This window comes from Pantoea sp. EKM101V (assembly GCF_011800325.1).
Lineage (GTDB): Bacteria > Pseudomonadota > Gammaproteobacteria > Enterobacterales > Enterobacteriaceae > Pantoea > Pantoea anthophila.
In genome coordinates this window covers 214,288-234,651 of sequence record NZ_JAALFP010000006.1, presented here as the reverse complement: position 1 = coordinate 234,651, position 20,364 = coordinate 214,288, and the positions used below count along the sequence as shown (strand labels likewise).

At 58.7% G+C, this 20,364-nt stretch carries 21 protein-coding genes; 6 read left to right on the top strand and 15 right to left on the bottom strand.

Annotation, left to right across the window (positions count from 1 at the left end):
- The first annotated feature begins 250 nt into the window (after nt 1-250).
- Together HFD92_RS12170 and HFD92_RS12165 are read left to right on the top strand one after the other, a co-directional pair.
- Entirely contained in the window at nt 251-841 is a 591-nt protein-coding gene (locus HFD92_RS12170; protein ID WP_167429013.1) for a hypothetical protein, read from the top strand.
- 149 nt (nt 842-990) lie between these two features.
- Nucleotides 991-2,184: a zinc-dependent alcohol dehydrogenase gene (locus HFD92_RS12165; protein ID WP_167429012.1), complete on the top strand. Its 1,194-nt coding sequence runs from the start codon at nt 991-993 to the stop codon at nt 2,182-2,184.
- Between the two features lie 68 nt (nt 2,185-2,252).
- Here HFD92_RS12165 and HFD92_RS12160 read toward each other — a convergent pair whose 3' ends face one another.
- A complete protein-coding gene (locus tag HFD92_RS12160; protein WP_009091537.1) occupies nt 2,253-2,459 on the bottom strand; it encodes a hypothetical protein in 207 nt (68 codons plus the stop codon).
- A 139-nt stretch (nt 2,460-2,598) separates the two neighbouring features.
- Nucleotides 2,599-3,291: a DUF421 domain-containing protein gene (locus HFD92_RS12155; RefSeq protein ID WP_167429011.1), complete on the bottom strand. Its 693-nt coding sequence runs from the start codon at nt 3,289-3,291 to the stop codon at nt 2,599-2,601.
- Between the two features lie 603 nt (nt 3,292-3,894).
- Here HFD92_RS12155 and HFD92_RS12150 point away from each other — a divergent pair.
- On the top strand, nt 3,895-7,656 hold the full coding sequence (locus HFD92_RS12150) for an NAD(P)-binding protein (protein WP_167429010.1): 3,762 nt from the start codon (nt 3,895-3,897) through the stop codon (nt 7,654-7,656).
- 14 nt (nt 7,657-7,670) lie between these two features.
- On the opposite strand, the gene HFD92_RS12145 is transcribed toward HFD92_RS12150, so the two are convergent.
- Nucleotides 7,671-8,000 carry a hypothetical protein gene (locus HFD92_RS12145; protein ID WP_009091543.1) on the bottom strand — a complete coding sequence of 110 codons (330 nt, stop codon included), beginning with the start codon at nt 7,998-8,000 and terminating at the stop codon, nt 7,671-7,673.
- Between the two features lie 352 nt (nt 8,001-8,352).
- Here HFD92_RS12145 and HFD92_RS12140 point away from each other — a divergent pair, with 352 nt between their 5' ends.
- Nucleotides 8,353-9,579, top strand: coding sequence for an AI-2E family transporter (locus HFD92_RS12140; RefSeq protein WP_009091545.1), 1,227 nt, complete (start codon nt 8,353-8,355; stop codon nt 9,577-9,579).
- Nucleotides 9,580-9,876: 297 nt separating this feature from the next.
- Here the strand turns inward: HFD92_RS12140 and HFD92_RS12135 are convergent, their stop codons facing one another.
- The 3 genes from HFD92_RS12135 to HFD92_RS12125 form a co-directional block, all read right to left on the bottom strand.
- Nucleotides 9,877-10,194 (bottom strand): hypothetical protein, encoded by a 318-nt coding sequence (locus HFD92_RS12135; RefSeq protein WP_033736382.1) that lies wholly within the window; start codon nt 10,192-10,194, stop codon nt 9,877-9,879.
- 138 nt (nt 10,195-10,332) lie between these two features.
- Complete coding sequence (locus HFD92_RS12130; protein WP_167429009.1) at nt 10,333-10,758, bottom strand: DUF4186 domain-containing protein; 426 nt, start codon at nt 10,756-10,758, stop codon at nt 10,333-10,335.
- Nucleotides 10,759-10,770: 12 nt separating this feature from the next.
- A complete protein-coding gene (locus tag HFD92_RS12125) occupies nt 10,771-11,043 on the bottom strand; it encodes a cupin domain-containing protein (RefSeq protein WP_009091548.1) in 273 nt (90 codons plus the stop codon).
- A 170-nt stretch (nt 11,044-11,213) separates the two neighbouring features.
- Here HFD92_RS12125 and HFD92_RS12120 point away from each other — a divergent pair, with 170 nt between their 5' ends.
- Nucleotides 11,214-12,110: a lipid kinase gene (locus HFD92_RS12120; protein WP_167429008.1), complete on the top strand. Its 897-nt coding sequence runs from the start codon at nt 11,214-11,216 to the stop codon at nt 12,108-12,110.
- Nucleotides 12,111-12,129: 19 nt separating this feature from the next.
- On the opposite strand, the gene HFD92_RS12115 is transcribed toward HFD92_RS12120, so the two are convergent.
- The 8 genes from HFD92_RS12115 to HFD92_RS12080 all read right to left on the bottom strand — a co-directional run bounded on the left by HFD92_RS12115 (nt 12,130) and on the right by HFD92_RS12080 (nt 19,033).
- Nucleotides 12,130-12,363 carry a hypothetical protein gene (locus HFD92_RS12115; protein WP_167429007.1) on the bottom strand — a complete coding sequence of 78 codons (234 nt, stop codon included), beginning with the start codon at nt 12,361-12,363 and terminating at the stop codon, nt 12,130-12,132.
- 174 nt (nt 12,364-12,537) lie between these two features.
- Entirely contained in the window at nt 12,538-12,987 is a 450-nt protein-coding gene (locus tag HFD92_RS12110) for a DUF421 domain-containing protein (RefSeq protein WP_167429006.1), read from the bottom strand.
- Between the two features lie 12 nt (nt 12,988-12,999).
- Nucleotides 13,000-13,515 (bottom strand): hypothetical protein, encoded by a 516-nt coding sequence (locus HFD92_RS12105; RefSeq protein ID WP_167429005.1) that lies wholly within the window; start codon nt 13,513-13,515, stop codon nt 13,000-13,002.
- A 59-nt stretch (nt 13,516-13,574) separates the two neighbouring features.
- Nucleotides 13,575-14,510 carry a cytochrome d ubiquinol oxidase subunit II gene (locus tag HFD92_RS12100; RefSeq protein ID WP_167429004.1) on the bottom strand — a complete coding sequence of 312 codons (936 nt, stop codon included), beginning with the start codon at nt 14,508-14,510 and terminating at the stop codon, nt 13,575-13,577.
- Nucleotides 14,511-14,519: 9 nt separating this feature from the next.
- The gene (locus HFD92_RS12095; RefSeq protein ID WP_167429003.1) at nt 14,520-15,884 is read right to left on the bottom strand and encodes a cytochrome ubiquinol oxidase subunit I; all 1,365 of its coding nucleotides are present in this window, start codon (nt 15,882-15,884) and stop codon (nt 14,520-14,522) included.
- A gap of 359 nt (nt 15,885-16,243) precedes the next feature.
- Entirely contained in the window at nt 16,244-17,209 is a 966-nt protein-coding gene (locus HFD92_RS12090) for a magnesium and cobalt transport protein CorA (protein WP_058956335.1), read from the bottom strand.
- Between the two features lie 103 nt (nt 17,210-17,312).
- The gene (locus tag HFD92_RS12085; protein WP_167429002.1) at nt 17,313-18,332 is read right to left on the bottom strand and encodes a DUF481 domain-containing protein; all 1,020 of its coding nucleotides are present in this window, start codon (nt 18,330-18,332) and stop codon (nt 17,313-17,315) included.
- A gap of 104 nt (nt 18,333-18,436) precedes the next feature.
- Nucleotides 18,437-19,033 carry a DUF1349 domain-containing protein gene (locus tag HFD92_RS12080; RefSeq protein WP_111207359.1) on the bottom strand — a complete coding sequence of 199 codons (597 nt, stop codon included), beginning with the start codon at nt 19,031-19,033 and terminating at the stop codon, nt 18,437-18,439.
- A gap of 195 nt (nt 19,034-19,228) precedes the next feature.
- Here HFD92_RS12080 and HFD92_RS12075 point away from each other — a divergent pair, with 195 nt between their 5' ends.
- On the top strand, nt 19,229-19,465 hold the full coding sequence (locus HFD92_RS12075) for a DUF2171 domain-containing protein (RefSeq protein WP_003854080.1): 237 nt from the start codon (nt 19,229-19,231) through the stop codon (nt 19,463-19,465).
- Nucleotides 19,466-19,598: 133 nt separating this feature from the next.
- On the opposite strand, the gene ddpX is transcribed toward HFD92_RS12075, so the two are convergent.
- Nucleotides 19,599-20,186, bottom strand: coding sequence for a D-alanyl-D-alanine dipeptidase (gene ddpX, locus HFD92_RS12070; protein ID WP_140924621.1), 588 nt, complete (start codon nt 20,184-20,186; stop codon nt 19,599-19,601).
- Nucleotides 20,187-20,364: the final 178 nt, after the last annotated feature.

Sequence of the window (20,364 nt, the reverse complement as noted above, 5' to 3'; positions counted from 1 at the left end):
CACAGGTAATCGTTTGCGTGCGCCACTTTTTACACTACCTGACGATAGAAGTTCAAGCCGCACCGATAAACGCGCACAGATTGCTGAAATAACCGTCAGGTTGTGCAGAGTGACTGCGGGGCAGATCATGCCATCTTTAAGGCCGCTTTACCGCACTAAAAAAGGTGATCCCTGTAACGGTTAAGCACAACGGGCTACGCTTTAACTCTGACGGGTCGCGAAGGTGGCGACGCAAACACGGGAGAAGAGAATGAAAATTGCCTGTCTGGGCTGGGGCTCGTTAATCTGGAAAACCGGCGCGCTGCCAGTCGCCAGTGAGTGGCATCATGATGGTCCCGCCGTACCGGTGGAATTTGTGCGCATCAGTGATGGCGGTGAGCTCTCCACGGCGATCTGTCTGAATGCCAGTCCGGTGCCGGTGTGCTGGGCCTGGCTGAATACCGCTTCACTGGAGCGGGCCTGCCAGGCGCTGCGGCTTCGTGAAGCCATTCCGGACAACCGCGTCGATGGCGTCGGGATGATCACGGTGACAGATAACGCCAAAGGCCCGCTGGCGGCGTGGGCGCAGGCCAGAGGGATCGAAGGTCTCATCTGGACGGATTTGCCCGCCCGCATGGCCGGTGTCGAAGGCCAGATACCGACGCTGGGTCAGGCGCGGCACTATCTGCAGCAGCTGAGCGGTGAAACGCGGGAACACGCTTTCCGCTACATTGAACAGGTGCCGACGCAAATCGACACGGCCTATCGTCGCGCCTTTGCCGATCTGATACGGTGGCAGCCCGATGCGCCCCTCGTCACGGTTGCTGACACCCGGACACCCCCTCCCTGCCAGCCCGGCTGAGACGGGGCTTTCTCCTGCACCGCTCTGCTTACTCTTCTGAGGATGTCTACACTTCACGCAGGCTAAGGCTCAGATATCGCAACACTTCCCCGCGAGTGGTCACGGCTCACGGTCTGACCGCCCTCCCCTTGTCACCAGGAGATGAACAGATGAAAGCATTAACCTACCACGGCCCGCATAAAGTCAGCGTGGATAACGTCCCCGATCCCGGCCTGGAGGCCGCAGATGACATCATTCTGCGTGTGACCGCCACGGCCATTTGTGGGTCAGACCTCCACCTCTATCGCGGCAAAATTCCCGGCACCGGCCACGGTGATATCTTTGGCCATGAGTTTATGGGCGAAGTGGTTGAGACAGGCAGTGCGGTCACGGCCGTCGCCAAAGGCGATCGGGTGGTCATCCCGTTCGTTATCGCCTGTGGCGACTGCTTTTTCTGCCTGCTTAATCAGTATGCCGCCTGTGAGAACACCAACAGCGGCCGGGGTGCCATCCTGAACCGCAAAAATATTACTCCGCCGGCCGCGCTGTTTGGCTTCAGCAAACTTTACGGTGGCGTGCCCGGCGGACAGGCTGAGTATGTCCGGGTGCCTAAAGCCAACACCGGCCCGTTTAAAGTGCCGCCGGTGCTGTCGGATGAGAAAGTGCTTTTCCTCTCCGATATCCTGCCGACCGCCTGGCAGGCGGTGAAAAATGCCGAGGTCAGACCCGGTTCCAGCCTGGCCATTTTCGGTGCCGGGCCGGTGGGGCTGCTCAGCGCCGCCTGCGCCCGTCAGCAGGGGGCCGATCAGATCTACATGATCGACCATAACAGCTACCGCTTAAACTTTGCCCGTGAACGCTATGGCGTTATCCCGATTAACTTCGATGAAATTGATGACCCGGCAGGCTGGATCATCGAACAGAGCGCTGGCAATCGCGGGGTGGATGCGGTGATTGATGCCGTGGGCTTTGAGGCGAAAGGCAGCCTGACGGAAACCGTGCTCAGCAACCTCAAACTGGAGGGCAGCAGCGGTAAAGCGTTGCGCCAGTGTATTGCGGCGGTGCGGCGTGGCGGTATCGTCAGCGTGCCGGGCGTTTACGCCGGTTTTATTCACGGCTTCCTGTTTGGTGACGCCTTCGACAAAGGGCTGACCTTTAAGATGGGGCAGACCCACGTTCACGCCTATCTGCCTGACCTGCTTAAGCTGATTGAACAGGGCCACCTGACACCGGAAGAGATTGTGACCCATCATCTGCCGCTGGAGGATGCGGCCCGCGGCTACGATATTTTCAACAAACGGGAAGAGGAGTGCCGCAAGGTGATTCTGGTGCCTGGCCTGTCACCCACGCAGGCCACCCTGTAACCTGCGGGTCTGACGCGTTAAATTCAGCTCTCTGGTGCCCCGGCAGCGTGCTCTGCCGGGGCGTTATCTCAAAACGGCCTGCGTTGCAGAGTACTCCGCCCCTCCCGTCCCTCCAGCAGATGTTCATCCGGCGTATCCGCCGTATCCACCTGGCTTCCCTGTTCCAGCAGTCGCGCGCTGCGTGAATGGGGGTGACTTTCGCTAATCACCTGTTGTGAAAACGCGCCAAACGATAACAGTAAAAAAAGTAACCCACTGGCCAGCCTCACTTTCATACGCACACCTCTTTGATAACGGTGACGCTATGCTGCCCGAAGCGTTTTCATTTTCTGTCAGTAACAGGCAAAGTTATGTGGCAACCGGGAACAAGCTGCAACGCGTTGAGCTGCGGTTCAGCTTTCCAGGCTGAGGCCATCAGTGCAACCGGCGCACGGACAGCGCCACACACCAGCGCTGGCGCTGGCAGCGCGGACAGACTGCCTGCTGCTCTGCCTCAATGGTCCGGGTCTGGCCGCAATGGGTGCAGGCATAAAGCCCGCTCGTCGGGACCGTGCTGTAATCCTGCCGGTGCGCGGGAGGCAGCACGCTTAACCCGGCGCGCATCGCATCGTCGTCATAGAAATAGAGGCTGAGCTGGCCATCGACCTCCACCAGCGCCAGGCGGATCTGCCCCAGATGTTCCACGCCGCTCTGCCGCAACTCCATATAGAACTCATCTTCGGAAATATTCAGCCGATCCAGACTTTCCAGCACATATAGCCCGTCTTTAATCAGGGTAATCACATCCCCCTGAATCAGCCGTGAAAAGCGCGGACTGAGCGCCGTCAGCCAGGTGGTCAGACGGTAGAGCGACAGCAGAACCACAAACACCATAATGACCGGCAGCACCGGCACATCATCATAAAACGTCACGTCACCCGAGGCGGAACCCAGCGTCAGGATCACCACCAGTTCAAACAGAGACAGCTGACGCACGCCGCGCCGCCCGGAGACTTTGAGAAAGGTAAATACCACCAGATAAGCGATCAGGACACGTGCCACCACCTCAAACAAAAAGGTGGCGGGCTGATCGTTGAGCAAAAAACGGTGCCAGTCGAATGAGAACATAGTCTGCTAAACATCCTGTTTTAAAGGGGGCGTCTCTTCGCCGCCGCCGATTGATTGGCCCGCAGATCCAGGCCAGCGATACGTCAAGCTTGTCGCCTGTTCGCCAAAAGGCAAGCGAAGCTGTAAGCCTGAAGCGGGCGAGTCTGACCGTTCTGCAGGCTGCGGAAAAGGTTAACAAAGCTGAAAAAGGGACAGCCTCGCCTCACGCTGCGCTTATTTTGCTGGCGACTGAAACGGAAGCAAAAATTTCCTGTTTCTGTCTGGCTGCTTTTTGCCGCTGCGTTTTTTCTTTTTACTTCAATAATTTGCCAAGAACATTACCCAGCCTATACTTTCCAGTAAGGCTTCCACCTCATCACTTAACATTCAGAGAAGCCACTCTTTTTCCTGCCGATAGCGCTGTCTGTGAAACCTGCTATCTCACTCGTCCATTTTGCAACAGGTGCTGATGCCTGCCATTCAGCGTCTGTGGCTTATGGCAGGGATCGCCCGTTCGTTAAGAGTGGCCCGACCGGCCAGTCTGCTTTGCATACCCATAACGCCCTGACCCGTTTCACGACGGCGCGTCAGCGGGAAGCGTGTTGCTTTTTTTCGGGAGATGCCATGACGCCTTTTTCCAGTTTCTGGCAGGCGGGTTATGAAGGGGCCGATCATATCAATCCTGCCGGTCTTGCGCTGTCGATGAACGATCTGAATCAGCATCAGAGCCGTGCAGCGGCGGATTATGCCGCCCTGACCCCCTTTTCCCTTCGCACGGTGCGCGAAAGCGTGGGCTGGCGGCTGTGTGAACGCAATGGACGCTATGACTTCTCGACCGTCGCAGCGCGGATGGTGGCCGCACGTGAGCAGGGTATTCAGCTCAGCTGGACACTCTGTCACTATGGCTGGCCCGCTGACGTCACGCTGTTCAGTGATGACTTTGTCAGCCGGTTTGCCGCCTTCTGCGGCGCTCTGGCCCGCTTTCTCGCCCCCTGGTATTCGTCTGCGCCGGTCTATTCACCGATGAATGAGATCTCTTTCCTCAGCTGGGGCATCTCCGTCGGGGTTTTCCCCTGTGAGGCGATCCCTGAACCCGATCGGGCGGATGCCGCCAAGCGTCAGCTGGTACGGGCTACGCTGGCGGCCTGTGATGCGATCTGGCAGGCGGATCCGCGTGCCCGCCTGCTGCACTGCGATCCGCTGATCCATATCGTGCCCGATCCCGCCGATCCCGACAGCGACGGGCTGGCACGCGTCCTGTGTGACACCCAGTACCAGGCGTGGGACATGCTGAGCGGCAGACGTGATCCGGAACTGGGCGGCGCACCCCGCTATCTCGATCTGGTGGGCGTCAACTATTACCACGACAACCAGTGGGAGCAGGGTTCGAACCAGCGACTCTGGTGGCATCTGGGCGACAGCCGCCGCCTGCCGCTGCATCAGATGCTGCAGCAGGTCTGGCAGCGTTATCAGCGGCCGCTGCTGCTGGCAGAAACCAGCCATGTCGGCAGCGGACGCGGCGCCTGGATCGGCGAGATCGCCGCCCAGGTGGCGCAGGCGCAGCTGGCGGGCGTTGAGATGCTCGGCATCTGCCTTTATCCGATTATTGATCGTCCCCTCTGGGAGGAGACCACCTTCTGGACCCGCAGCGGGTTATGGGATTTGGACCTGTCAGGGCCCGATCCTTACGCCCGCCAGTTACAGCAGCCTTATGCCGACGCCCTGCGCCAGGCGCAGCGCTTTTTGCAGCACATCGTCCCTTCCTCATCCCCCTGTCAGGAGTCTGTCATGAACAAACCCGCTCTTATCGTTTTCAGTCATTTACGCTGGGGCTTTGTTTTCCAGCGCCCGCAGCAGCTTCTGACCCGTCTGGCACAGCACTATCGCGTGCTGTTCGTCGAGGAGCCGGTCTGGCAGGCGGGACCACCTGGCCTGCATCAGAGTTCGCCCGCAGCAAATATCACCGTGATCCAGCCGCATACCCACCACGACGCGCCCGGTTTTCACGACAGCCAGATTGCCCCACTGCTGCTGCTGCTCGCCCCGCTGCTGGAGGAGGATGAGGAGCCGCTGATCTGGTTCTATACCCCCATGGCCCTGCCGCTGCTCACCCCCTTCAAACCCCGGCTGGTGATCTACGACTGCATGGATGAGCTCTCCGCCTTCCACAACGCCCCGCGCCAGCTGCAACAGCGCGAATCGGCGCTGATGACCCGCGCCGATCTGGTGTTCACCGGCGGCTCCAGCCTCTATGAAGCAAAGCGCGATAAACATCATCAGGTTTACTGCTTCCCCAGCAGCGTGGATGCCGTCCACTTTGAGCAGGCGCGCGATCGCAGTAACCATCATCCGCTTCAGGATACGATCCCGGCAAAGCGGCTTGGCTATTACGGCGTACTGGATGAACGTATCGATCTGCCGCTGATTGCCGCGCTGGCGGACAGCCATCCGGAGTGGCAGATCATCATGGTCGGGCCGGTGGTGAAAATCGATCCCACCAGCCTGCCGCAGCGCGACAATATTCACTGGCTCGGCCAGCAGCCCTACCAGGCGCTGCCGCAGTTCCTGGCGGGCTGGGATGTCTGCCTGATGCCTTTTGCCATTAACGCCTCGACGCGTTTCATCTCGCCCACCAAAGTGCTGGAGTATATGGCGGCACAGCTGCCGATTGTCAGTACTGCCATCGTGGACGTGGCGCGGCATTACGCTGAAGAAGTGGCGGTGGCAGAGACCCCTGCCGCCTTTATTGCCGCCTGTGAAGAGGCGATGACCTTCAGTGCGGCTGAGCGACTGGCGCTGGCGGGCCGCATGCAGGTAAGAGTGGACGCGACCTCCTGGGATCGCACGGCAGAACAGATACAGGCCCTGATCCAGCAGGCTCTGACGCATCCGCAGCCTGCCGGTGAACCGGTCACGCCAGCCAGTGCCCAGGCGAACGTGACGCCGTTAACCCCGGCGATGCTGGAGAGCGAAGCGGTGCCCTGCCTGATTGTCGGTGCCGGGCCAACCGGACTGAGCGCCGGTTATCACTATGGTGAAGGCGCGGTGCTGCTGGAGAAAAATGCCACGCCGGGCGGCTGGTGCCGCTCCATCGACGATCGGGGTTTTACCTTCGACTATGCCGGTCACATTATGTTTTCGCAGGACCCCTATGTCCTGCAGCTCTACGAGATGCTGCTCGGCGACAATCTGCACTGGCAGGCGCGTGAGGCCTGGGTCTGGAATGACGGCATCTATACCCGCTATCCCTTCCAGTCGGCACTGCACGGTCTGCCGGTTGAGGTCGTAAAAGAGTGCGTGCTGGGCGCCATTGAGGCGCGCTATGGCGAAACGGCCGCGCCCGCGGTGCCGCTGGATCGGGCGCGGGCGCGACGGGACTGCTGTGCCGATGGCGCGATAGCGGATGAGGGCAGCCTGGCCGGTGAAGTGGAAGGCGAAGAGGATTTTCAGCACTTTATCCTGCGCACCTGGGGGAAAGGGATCGCACGCCACTTTGCCCTGCCCTATAACCAGAAACTGTGGAAAGTGCCGCTGACTGAGATGGAGACCTCGTGGCTGGGCGGACGCGTGCCGCTGCCCGACCTGGCGCAGATTATCGATGGCGCACTGCAGCCGCTGGCAAAACCGGTGGGGCCTAACGCCCGCTTCGGCTATCCGCTGCGCGGTGGCTTCCAGGCGCTGATGTCCGGCTTTCTGCCGCACCTGAAGTGCAAACTGGAAACGGATGCCACCCTGAGCCGGATTTATCCGCAGGCGCATGTCGCGCTGCTGGCGGATGGACGCCACTACCGCTATGAGCAGTTGATCAGCACCATGCCGCTGCCGGAACTGATTAAACTGATGGGCGATGAGGCGCCGGAGAATGTACAGCGGGCGGCACAGCAGCTGCAGTTTGTCTCGGTGCGCTGCGTGAACCTGGGCATCGGCCGGGCTGACCTGACCGAAAAACACTGGATTTACTATCCGGGCGACACGCTGTTTCACCGCATCTTTGTGCAGGGCAATGCCAGCCCGCACTGCAATCCCCCCGGCGGGTTCGGCTTAACCTGTGAAATCACCTACAACGCCGCCCATCCGCTGCCGCTGGCGGGCGATGCGCTGATTGAACGCTGCCGTCAGGATTGCATCCGGGTCGGGATGATCAGCGAGAGCGATCCGCTGCTCTGCGCCTCAGAGGTCGATATGCCCTACGCCTACGTCATCTATGACCATGCGCGCAGTGCGAACGTGGCGCTGATAAGGCAGTGGCTGCTGACGCAGGATATTCATCTGTCAGGCCGCTACAGTGAGTGGGAATATTACAATTCCGACCACGCTTTCCTCGCCGGTAAGCGCGCCGCCGAAAATGTCCGGCTGCAGCATGTCAGCGAGCGGACACGCGGCTGACCCGACGCAGCCAGCTACGCAAGAGGCTGGCTGCACTTCGCGGCTTTCAGCGATTGCAACTGGCTGACGCGCCGCGCCACCTTCTGGCTGGCATTGTATTTTGCAATGCCATTACCCAGACCAAAATCGCCGACGAAGCCCAGCACGGTCAGGGCGTCAAACCGACCGGTCTGTTCAATATCGCTCTGTACGCCGTGCGCTTTCACCAGCTCCTGATCCAGCGCGCCACAACTGAGCATCGCCGTCTCTTCCGGCGTCACCGCCGTGGCCTGCGGATAGTGCTTGGTGGCACAGCCTGTCAGCGACAGCGCCAGCAGCGCCGCCAGAATTATCCTGTTATGCATTTTTCATCGCCCGATCTTCACCTCATTAAACGGGTTATCGGCAGATTCCGCCGCGATCATGAGTGACTGACCTACCAATAATGGTTGAAACCGCTACGCTAAGGTAGGATCCCGCGCGTGATGGTCAGTTGCCGTGCGTGACTGTCCGGGCGCGACGCCGTGAACGCACATCCGCCGTTCCCCGCTTCTGCCCTGAATTTCAACGCGTTAGCCTGCATGAAGCTGCCACCGGCAGCGTTTAAAGAGTAAAGCCTGATCGATATTCAGTGATGAGCGGTCAGTGCAAGCGAAGCCAGACACGGAAAATTCGTGCTTCGGGTTTATCAGAGTATGTTCCAGATGAGGTTTTTCCATGCGTTTTAAAGGATTGAACATCGGATTTTTCATTTTGATTCTGGCGATCGCCACGTTCGCCTTTTTTGAGGTGCTTTCGCCCTATTTCTCGCCGATTTTATGGGCGGCAATTCTGGCGGTCATTTTCCATCCGCTGAAAAGTTATCTGCGGGGCCGGCTGGGGGAACGCAATGGCCTGGCCGCACTGCTCACCCTGCTCTGCATCTGTCTGATTGTGTTTACGCCGCTGGCCATTATCGCCTCATCGCTGGTGGTCGAAACCAATGCGGTCTATCACAAGCTGCAGACCAACTCGGCGCAGTTCCCGGCGGTTTTTGCCGACCTGCTGCAGCATCTGCCGCGCTGGGCAAAACATTATCTGGCTGAAAATAATCTCGATACCGCCGGAGAGATTCAGCAGAAGCTCTCCTCGTTTGCCCTCAAGGGCGGCCAGTATCTGGCAGGCAGCGCATTCATCATCGGCAGGGGCACCTTCAGCTTTACCGTCGGTTTTGGCGTGATGCTCTATCTGCTGTTCTTCCTGCTGAAAGATGGCTCCTATCTGGTGCATCTGATCCTGGAAGCGCTGCCGCTTTCGACCTACGTCAAGCATCACCTGCTGGTGAAGTTTGCCGCGGTGGCGCGTGCGACGGTCAAAGGCACGGTTGTGGTCGGCATCGTGCAGGGTATTCTCGGCGGGCTGGCCTTCTGGTTCACCGGCATTGACGGCAGCCTGCTGTGGGGGGCGCTGATGGCGTTCCTCTCCCTGATCCCGGCCGTCGGCTCCGCCATTATCTGGGTGCCTGCAGCGGTCTTCTTCTTCGCCACCGGTGCCGTGTGGAAAGGCCTCTTCCTGGTCGGTTTCTTCGTGGTGATTGTGGGGCTGGTGGATAACATCCTGCGTCCGCTGCTGGTCGGTAAAGACACCAAAATGCCTGACTACCTGATCCTGATCGCCACGCTGGGCGGGATGGAGATTTATGGCATCAACGGTTTTGTCATCGGTCCGGTGATTGCGGCGCTGTTCATCGCCTGCTGGAACCTGCTCTCCGGGCGCGATAATCGCGAGAACATCGAAGTCATCGACGAAGAGGTGATCGAAGAGGGCAAGAAACAGTCTGAGACCGCCGCCGAGGCCGCGGCAGAAGCCGCCGCCGTTGCAGCCGAAGCAGCGGCTGACGCGGAGATGAAAGTCTCAGCCTTAGCGGCAGCGGAGAAAGAAAAAGCCGCCGCCAGCAAAGCCTGATTTTCTCTGGAAATAAAAAAACCCACCTTTCGGTGGGTTTTCAGAGGCTACAAAATTTAAGACCCGGTTAATCAGGCAGCAATGAAAACGCGCAACGCGTCGGGAACAGGGTCAGAAGAGGAGAGCGTCCCGCGCCAGGGACGGTGCGGGCCGAGCGGCCATGGATGGCATAAGCGACTTTCCGATCTGCCCCTGCTCCCGGGGCAGGCTCAATATCAAAGCAATCTGCCCTGGCATTGCAGCCATAAAAAAACCCACCTTTTGGTGGGTTCTTTTTTTATCTGAAATGGTAGCGAATCAGTTGGTCGCTTTGTTTTTCAGATCTTCAGCGCCCTGCTTGGTTTTATCCCAGCCTTTCTCGGCACCTTCTTTCGTTTTATGCCAGCCCTTCTGGGTGCCTTCGCTGATTTTGCTGCCGGTGGTATGGCTCTTGCCTTCCGCCGCGTGCTCAGATTTCAGCTTCAGCTCTTCGCCCTGATTCTGCGCATGATGCAGTTTTTCTTTAGCGGTATCCGCGCCTTTGTGCGCTTCCGCAACGGTGTTATCGGTAGTAGTAGCAGCAAATACCGGCGAGGCCAGCAAAATAGCAGACAGTGCAATAATTGATTTCTTCATAATTCCCTCTGTATTCATTGTTGCCGTGTAGGTTTTAATCCTGGCATAGCGATTCCAGGAAAGATTTAAGAATAAACCAGGAATGAAAAAGGGCCAGTTTTCACCAGAAAATTCCCTTCGGGGCAGCCTGATCGTCCGTTACCAGAGCGCGAGCTGCGGATCGTCATCTGGCTTCGTCGTCTTTCTGTCCACCCGCGCGGGCGGTGCGGGACGCTGCATCTGATCGCTGATCCACTGCAACAGCACTGACACCACATAGGCCTGCTGCTCTGCGCTCAGGGGCTGCTGCTGAGTAATATTGTGCCATTTGCTCAGACAGCCGCGACAGCAGGTCGCGGTGGCGTGCTGGGCGATAAACACCGGATGACCGCGCATCGGCGTCTGTTTGCCATCACGCGCAGGCCGGGCGGGCGCCAGCCGCTGTGCAACAAACTCTGCGGCATGCTCACGCAACACCGGCTCGCCTTTACTCAGCGCATAATCATACTCCGCGCGCCCCAGTCGAAAGCGCTGGCGGAATGGCGAGCGCGCCAGGCGGGCAAAGAGATCGTCAGAAACCGTCATACTGCCCGCCCGTCACTCATATTTCCGTCCCGCCAGATAGCGGACGCCCTGCGGCCCGAACGCCTCACGATGCAGCTCATTCGGCTGCAGGTGAAACGTCTCTCCCGGATGGTAAGTGGTCTCGCCCTGTTCTGTACTGATGGTGATATCACCACTGAGGATCAGGGCCAGTGCTTCGAAGGGATGGACATGATTGTCGAGCTCGGTGGCGGGCGCACGTTCCACCAGCAGTGGCTCGTCAAACCCCTCTCCGGCTAATCGTTTTCTGAATTCATCTTCTGTCATTGTCACTCCTCGATATGGAACCGACCCTGGTAGTGTAGACGATTTTTATCGCCATTTATGGCACGCCGGTGGTTACGTAAAGTAGCGCAAGCAGGGTTGTTCACCGCGCATACCGATGCTGTACTTTCCGCCTCGTGCCAGCCATTTTGACATCAGGATGACGGAAAAATATGTCTCACCCTCTGAAAACCGCCCTGCTGCTGATCAATCCGCGTTCGCGTAAAGGCCGCGCGGCGGCCAGCCGGGCCAGGACGCTGCTGACTCAGGCGGGTATCACCCTGCTGCAACCGGCTGAGGAGGAGAGCCGCAGCTACCACGAACTCATCGCGGCTTATGCCCATCGCATTGATGCGGTGATCGTTGGCGGGGGCGACGGCACGCTTAACGCCGCCGCGCCGGGCGTGATGCAGACCGGCCTGCCGCTGGGGATCCTGCCGCTGGGCACCGCCAACGACTTTGCCCGGACGCTCGGCATCCCCGCCACGCTGGAGCAGGCGGTGCAGATTATCACTGACGGGCAGCTGCGCGCAGTCGATCTGGGGGAGGTGAATCAGCATCTGTTCCTCAACGTCTCCAGCATCGGCTTTTCCGCCGAGCTGGCGCGCAATCTCACTGCAGAATCAAAAAAACGCTGGGGGGTCGGCGGTTATGCTCTGGCGGCGTTGCGGCTGCTGCGTCAGAGCCGTCCGTTCAGCGCCACCCTGATCCATGAGGAGCAGCGCATGCCCATCCGGACCGTTCAGGTTTCCGTGGGCAACGGCCGTTTTTATGGCGGAGGGATGACGGTCGAAGCGCGCGCCGCACCGGACGACGGGCTGCTGGACGTTTACAGTCTGGAGGTCCGGCACAGCTGGCAGCTGATTGCGTTGCTGCCCTTTCTGCGACGGGGTACGCAGGGTCGCTGGCGCAACGTGCGCACCTTCAGCACGACGGCGCTCACCATCGAAACGCGCCGCCCCCACTACATCAATGCAGACGGCGAGATTATCGGACAGACGCCCGCCCATTTCCGCCTGATCGCAGGGGCCATACAGGTTTATGCCCCTGCCGATCCGACAGCGCAATAGCGGATGTCACATCGCGGGGTTAATGCTGAGTGCCGTTCTTTTCGGCGTCGTTGATCTGCGTGGTGAGGATGCTGACCAGCTCTTTCGCCATCTCGATGGTCAGGCCGAAAAACAGCGACTCCTGCGCAGATCGCTCGCGCGGAACCTGAGGATCGAGATAGCTGAACTGCAACACCAGCGCGGCGTGCCCGCTTAACGGGCCGATGTGCCAGCCGGTGACCGGATAGAAGGTAAAACGGTTAAAATCATTCACTATATACCTGACTTGTTAAGCATAACGCTGATTGAGTGTCAGGCCAGCTCAGAAAATAAAACACGATTCGATTACTTAGCCTGGCGCAGATTGGCTGAATAGCAAGTGAAGCGGGCGTCACCCTGCCCGCCAGGCGTGGTATCCGCAGCCCGGCGACCCTGCCGTCAAGGGCGGTCAGCTGTCTGCGCGGGGGATAATCGAGATATGTCCGTTGACCTCCAGCACGGCATATTTAATCTGATCAAACCGTTCCAGTCCCGGTCCGGAACGCGCCGCCTCCAGCACATCGTCAGGATCAATCCCGGTCATCTTCATGCGTTCGGTCAGCAGGTTGCCGTTTTCCACCAGAATCACCGGACCGCCATCGATCGCCTGCTCCACCACCGGAAAGCGGCTTTTCAGTTTTCCCAGTACGATGTCGATCGTCACCAGTGTGATAATCGTCAGCGCCGCGCCCGTCACCGAGAAATCATCGCCCAGCAGCGCCTGCTGCGTGGCTTCGCTGATAATCAGCAGCAGAATCAGATCGAAAGAGGTCATCTGCAACAGCGTGCGTCTGCCCGCAATTTTGAACACCACCATCAGAACCAGGTAGATCGCTGCAGCGCGTAAAACCGTTTCCATAAAGTGCCTCTGTCAGGGATAGATCCATTGGGTAAATCGGGCCGGCGCGTGATCATCGCCCTGAATCGTGACGTGGATCAGGCCCGCATTGCGTGGCTGCAGGCCGAGCCAGATTGCGTGATCCGCCCCGGTGTCACCGCTGGAAAAGGTCAGCCGCAGATCGCTGCCGATCGTCACGGCTTCCAGCGGCTGCGGCTGCAGCGTCTGGATCTGCAGATTATTCAGCGCGCCGCCGCCAATCGTGATCGAGAAGCGATCGCCGGCGGGTGCGTTGTAGCCAATCCGCATATCCATATTGCTTTCGGTCCGGCCGAACCGTTCATATTCAACCTGAAGTGTGCCGTCTGGCGAGCGGCTATGACCCTCGCTCAGCACCCCTTTAGAAAAGAGGCCGCACGCCCCCAGAATCACCAGCAGAATTAACAGATACTCCCCTGCCCGCTGAATCAGCCATTCACGCCGTACCCAGCGAAGATCTTCTTTTATCGGGTAGTCCCGACTCACAATGCGATCTCTCTTCACTCTCATTCCCTCTGGTAAGCGTACCCGCCTCTGCAGCACGCTGCCTGAAGCATAGCGGACGGGCATTATTTCGCGCGGCGCTCAACCCAGAACGACCAGCTGTGGTAGAGCAGCGTGAGCGGCATCGCAATCACCGCTCCTACCAGCACAAAACCCTGCGTGACCGGCGAAGCGGCGCTGTCGCTGAGCGTAAACTGATAGGGCACCAGCCACGGATAGAGGCCACACAATACGCCGCTAAAGAGTGCGCTAATCAGCATCAGCGTCAGAATGAGTTGCAGTAGCGGCCTGGCGCGCCACAAGGCCACCGGCAGGGCGATCCAGAGCAATACTATCGCGCCTGCCGCGATCCTGCCCGGCGGTCGCTGCCAGCTCTGCCGCCAGAGATCGGCATTGAGATAGAGGTCGGCCAGAAAAATAACCAGCGCCAGCAGCCACCACAGCCAGCTCAGTGCCGCCGCCAGCGGCTGTACCCGCTCACCAATGCGCCAGCCAATCCAGCAGCAGGCCATCAGCGAATTGATCGCTATCAGGCCTGCGCCGCTGAGCAGCGGCACCAGACTCAGCCCATCCGGCAGGCCGGTCTGCGGCTGAGCGCTGATGATCATGCCGGCGCACCAGCCCTGAATAAAGGTCGCCAGCGCGGAGCTGCCCGCCATGAGGCGATCCAGCCAGCGACGCAGGCGGGGAGAACTCTGAGCGCGATACTCCAGTGCCATCGCCCGCACCAGCAGCGCCAGCAGCATGGCAAACAGCGGGACACTCAGCTGACTGAACAGCAGCGCATAGACCGGCGGAAACAGCGCCAGCAGCCCACCCGCCGCCAGCACCAGCCAGGTTTCATTCGCATCCCACACCGGCAGAATGCTGTGCGTCATCAGTTCACGCTGTTCATCATCGTGAAACCAGCAGAAAAGCATCCCCACGCCCAGATCCGTGCCATCCAGCAGCAGGTAGAGCAGCAGAGAGAGACAGATAATCAGCGCAGAGAGTTCGGCCATGTCACTCTCCTAATGGGGCGTTTTCAGCGCAATCACCACCGGTTCTCCCGATGGCATCTCACCTTTAACCCGGCGCAGCAGATAGCGTAAGCCGAGGGCGAAGGTCAGCGCATAGATCAGCAGCACCGCCACGAAGATGCCCAGCGTGCTGCTGAGTGACAGCGGCGAGACGCTTTGTGCGGTGCGTAACAGGCCATAGACCGTCCACGGCTGACGCCCGACTTCGGTCACGACCCAGCCTGACAACAGGGCAATAAAGCCCGCCGGTGAGAGCCATGTCAGCCAGCGCAGAAAGCGCCCCGACATGGTCAGCCCTCCCCGCCAGCGCTGCAGATTCGCCGCCAGCGTGGTCGCCAGGATAATCACCCCCAGCCCCACCATCAGGCGAAAAGCGAAAAAGACCGGGAGCACCGGGGGGATGGCATCCGCAGGAAATTCGCTCAGGCTTTTAATGTGGCCGGAGAGGTTGTGGCGCAGATAGAGCGATCCGAGTGCGGGCAGAGTGACCTCCAGAACGTTACGCTGCGCCTGCTGGTCCGGCAGCGCAAACAGCCGCAGAGGCTCCCCCTCGCCGGGGGCTGGCTGGTGCCAGCTGCCTTCCATCGCAGCCAGTTTAGCGGGCTGGTAGTCGCGGGTGTTTTCACCGTGCAGATCGCCGAGAACGATCTGCAGTGGCACCGCAAACAGCAGCAACGTCAGCGCGCTGTTGAGCATCAGACGCGAAGCCGCCTCCCCGCTGAAATGGCGGAGTCGCCACGCCGCCACGCCCGCGATCATCACCGCCACGGCAATCAGCGACCCGACCACCATATGGCTGAAGCGCCACATAAAGGAGGGAGCCTGCAAAAGTGACCGCCAGCTGTCCGCAAGAAAAACCCCGTTCGGATCCCGCGTAAAGCCGACCGGCGTCTGCATCCATGAGTTAGCGGCCAGAATCCAGAAGGCGCTGAGCAGCGCGCCGAACGCCACCAGACAGGTCACAGCAAAATGCACGCCGGGCCGGATTTTGTTAAAGCCGAACAGCATCACTCCGGTCAGGGCCGATTCGAGAAAAAACGCGACCAGCACCTCATAGAACATTAACGGCCCAATCACGCCGCCGGCCTGCTGTGAAAAGCGCGCCCAGTGCGTGCCGAACTGAAACTCCATGACGACGCCGGAGGCGGCACCTATCGCCACCGTCAGGGAAAAGAGCGTCAGCCAGAAGTGCAGCACATCCCGTGCAGCCTGCTGTTTTCCCCACAGCCAGCGCGCCTCAAACCACACCAGAAAGGGGGCCAGTCCCAGCGTCAGCGCCGCCAGCGTAATATGCATGCCCATAGTCAGCGCAAACTGCGTCCGGGCAATTGCCAGCACCCAGTCGCTGTCATTCATGGCGGTATCGTCCCGAAGCCTCAGATCCGCCGGAGTGCGTGACGGATGAGGAGAGACACGCCGCCGCAAGCCGTTCTTTCATCTGACTCTCTCCTGATCTTATTGCCTCTCATCAGCGTCAGGCTTATTTCGCCAGACGGTAAGTCGCCTCTCGTTTTGTCAGTTTATCGTAGTGAAGAAATAAAAGTTCAGCCAGCATCGACCGGGAAAGAATAAAAGCACGTGAAGAACCACATTAATTGCCATCCGGTGAACAGCGATAAAAAAGATATTATCGCCCTATCGGATGCGCTGCGCTTAAATAACGAAAATAAGCATTAAGCGAGGCGGAGAATTAATTCGTCCGCCTCTGGATTGCCCTACAGCCAGCCGGAGCGACGCAGCCTGGCCCACAATCCGCCGCAGGCCAGCAACGTCAGCCCGACAGCCAGCGGATAGCCATAATGCGACTTCAGCTCCGGCATATGTTCGAAGTTCATGCCATACATGCTGAACACCACGGTCGGGATCACCAGGATGGCACCCCACCCCGCCAGCTTTTTCACCACCTCATTCTGCTGCACCGTCACCAGCGCCAGATTGACCTGCATGGCACTGGTGAGCATCTCGCGCATATCTTCCGCATCGGTCACCACATGGCGGGCGTGATCCTGCACGTCCCGGATATAGGCGCGCAGCGGGCGCGGGATCAGATCCTCATGCAGGTGAATAAGCTGGTTGCAGATCTCTTCCAGCGGCAGTGCCGCATTGCGCAGCTTCAGCAGCTGCCGCCGCACGGTATAGACCGCCTGTACCGACCGGCGGTCAAATTCGCTGGTGAAGAGATCGTTCTCCATCTGCCCGACGCGTTCGTTCAGCGAGGTGGAGAGTTCGGCATAACGGTCGACAATAAAATCGAGCAGGCAGTAGAGCGGATAACCCGGCCCCAGTTTCAGTAGCGCCGGATTTTCTGCCGCCCGTTCGCGCACCGGACTGTAGCTCTCCGAGGCACCGTGACGGATGCTGATCAGGAAATTTTTTCCGACAAAGAAATGGGTTTCGCCCAGTTCACAGCTGTCATCTTTCGCACGCACCGTTTTCACCACGATAAACAGCGACTCGCCATAATGTTCGATCTTGGGCCGCTGATGCGCATTCAGCGCATCTTCAACGGCCAGTTCGTGGAGTCCGAACTCTTCTTTGATCTTTGCCATAAACGCCGCGTCTGGCTGCCACAGGCCGAGCCAGATAAACGCCTCCGGCTCTTTAATCACGTCGCTGATATCCTCAACGTCTATCTCTTCGCCCGCGCTTCCCGGACGATACACCCTGCTGCTTACGATCATCTTCTGTGTTCCCGTTGTGACAATAGAAGCAGCTTAGCCAATCCCGCGCCCGTAACCGGATAAAAACCGTAAGGATTTGCTGCAACAGTGTGTCGTCAGCGGGTTACCACTTCAGGCCTAATCCGGTGGAGAAGATCCCTTCGTTCAGGGTATCAGGAATGCCGCTGACCAGATTACGATGGTAGCCAACGTGCAGGGTCGACCAGGAGGTCAGGCTGTAGCGCAGGCCAGCTTCCGCATCCAGCATGAATACGCCGTCGTCATCCAGCGAATGACCGACATCACCGTTGCTGTAGAGCGTGACCGATTTGCCCAGCAGATAGCGCTGATAGTTCCAGCGCAGCGAGCCGCCAAAGTGGCGCTCCTCCCGGTCATCGCTGTAACCATACTCAAAGGCCCCCCCCAGCAGGGAGAGCGAGAAGCTGCTGAGTTCGGTGTCCCACAGCTGATAGCCGGGACCGGTGCCAATCAGTGCCTGGCGCGACAGATTCTCCACCCAGTCGCGCTTATAGGTGGCACGTGCCTGCCAGAAGAACTGCTCCCGGAACAGATAGTCAACGGCGTAGCGCAGGCTGTAGTTGTCGGTGTTGACGCTCTCATTTTCCTGCTCGCGATTGTAGGTTGCGCCGATATCATGCCGCCATTTTCCCTGGTTCAGCCTGGTGTTGAGCGCAAAACTGTAGTCGTCCGTTTTGGTAGAGGCCTTTTTGACCTTCATACCGGCGTCGATGTTGCCGGTCCAGGCGAGCTGATCGCTGCGGACTTTGGCTTTCATAAACTCATTGATGCGCCTGACGGAGACCTGCTGCTCCTGCTCGTCGCGTTCCACCCAGACGTAGCCAGGATCCGAGGAGGAGAGCCGCACCTGATAATGTTCACCGGTTTTTTTGTTTTCAACATTCACCGGATTGTCGCTGGCGAGGGTGCTGACCGCATTCCAGTCCAGCGTGACCGTGCCGGCATAATGCGTCTCTAACGCCAGCTTGCCATCACTCAGGTAACGGATGGTGCCGGTGAGCCGGTCGCCATTATTCAGCCAGACGGTATCGGCGGCGGCCTGCTGAGCCCATCCGGCGCAGCAGCTGATAACCAGCAGTGTGGTAAACGAGGTGGCACAGCGCATAGCTTTCCCTGAAAAGGCGTCGTCCTGCATGGACGACGCGTCACCGCAAATTCTGACCTGACAATTAAGCCGATTCCGCGACTATATGCAATGTGCCGCCCCGGTTATGACAGGTCGTGCAGCTCTTTACTGAGGGGAGGCCCCAGCCTGAAGTCGGAAAAACGGATCGCCAGTCCCTGCCGCTCCGGCGAGCAGCCCATCACGCCGACAAAACGCCGCGCCTGACCGGGCCAGGGACAGAGCCGCAACAGTGGCCAGGTCAGGCCGTCGGTGGAGTACTGGATTCGCAATGCCGCCTTTTCCAGCGTCGCGCGCATCCAGAACTGACGCGCATCACCGGGGAAAACACCGGTAGACCAGTCAGAAAACTCGCGCGTGACCACGCTGCCGATAGCAGGCTGGTCATCGTTAAACTCAATGCCTGCTTTAACCCAGTGCGTTTCACTGTCCTGAATAAACAGACCGGCCTGGTCATAAAGCTGGCTGAAGTCCGCCCTCACCTGCACCTGAACGGTAAAGTCGTGTTCTACCCAGAAGCCAAATGCATGGCCGCTGTGCCGTTCGAAGCCGTACCAGGTGCGCTGCCAGAAATCGCTGTTTAACGCGGTTTCAAACTGCAATGTTTCACCATCCAGACTGTGCACCGGCGGCTGATTAATCCAGACGCCGCCTTCGGCCGTTATTGAACTGACTGCTCTCATGGTCACTCCTTTCAGTAAGGTAAAACGCCTGCAGGCTGGCCTGCAGCGAGGTCATCGGTCTGATCATCATCGCCATCAGGGCCAGTCAGCTTAACTATTTCATTTTGTTAATCGCCTGGCTAAAACGGCATTTAACAGCCAGGCTTGTTTTGTCTGACGGCAACTGAACTCATTAAATATAAGGATTAAGCCACCATGGTAGATAAATCAGAAATTTTAGATCACGCCCAGGTTGTTGATGTTAACGGTGAACATGTCGGTATCGTCGACCATTTCGAAGGTGACGACAAAATTAAGCTGGCGAAAAGCGATCCGGAAGCGGGCGGCAAACACCACATTATTCCTTTCAGCTGGGTGAAAGAGGTTGACGATAATAAAGTCATCCTTTCTAAAGCCAAAGCTGACGTTGAAAGTGAGTGGCAGTCTGCATAATATCGCCGCCGTGGCTCCCGCCACGGCGTATTTATTTCACGTACCTGTTTCTGCGCCCTGCCCCGGCCGTTCTCTCTATCCCTTTAAATTTATTACTGCATAAACTTTTCGCCGCTAATAAAATCTGTGTCCTTTATGAAGACAGGCTGATATTTTCCATTCGCGTTGCTGCATAGCAGCCGAATACCCCTTCGATGAGTGGATAGCGCCCGGCATCGGGCAGTTCAAAATGCCACCATTCAGTTGCAATGCCGGTAAACCCACCTCCCAGCATGATGGCATTGAGCAGCAGCCGGTTGCGCTGCGCCTGCACGGCTACCGCAGGATGATAAGGATGGGAGTGCTCGCTCATCTCATCAAAGCCGGTGCCCATATCCATTATCTCGCCGCGCTCGTCGATCAGCGTCACATCCACCGCCGTGCCCCGGCTGTGATTAGAGCCGAGTGCCAGGGGAACAACATAGTCCGGATTCGGGCACGCCTGCCAGAGGATCGCCTGCGCTTCAGGAGGCCGGTATGCGTCGAGAATGAGCAGCGTATAGCCCGCGACCTCTGCAATATCGATACTTTTCGCCAGCGCTTTCGCCGCATCAACGTGCAGCAGACAGCGCGCGTCGCGGTAGATTGGCTGCCCGGTGAGGTTGTCGGCGGTGGCGTATTTCAGATCGATGGCTAACTGAGGAAAGGCGTCAGCGATGTCTGTCAGATGGTTATTTTCCATGGTGGTGAGCTCCCTGTTTATGCGCTGTGTCAGGCTAGCCATGAACGGTGATGTTGAGGGGTATCATGGCACTGCGGCAGGGGGAAGGAAAGCTGGATGCATTTATGCACCAGAAAGTAGCGTGGCATTTTCCTGGCACAGGTTTTTCTCAAAGCGTTTGCCTTTTCAGAACTCTGAT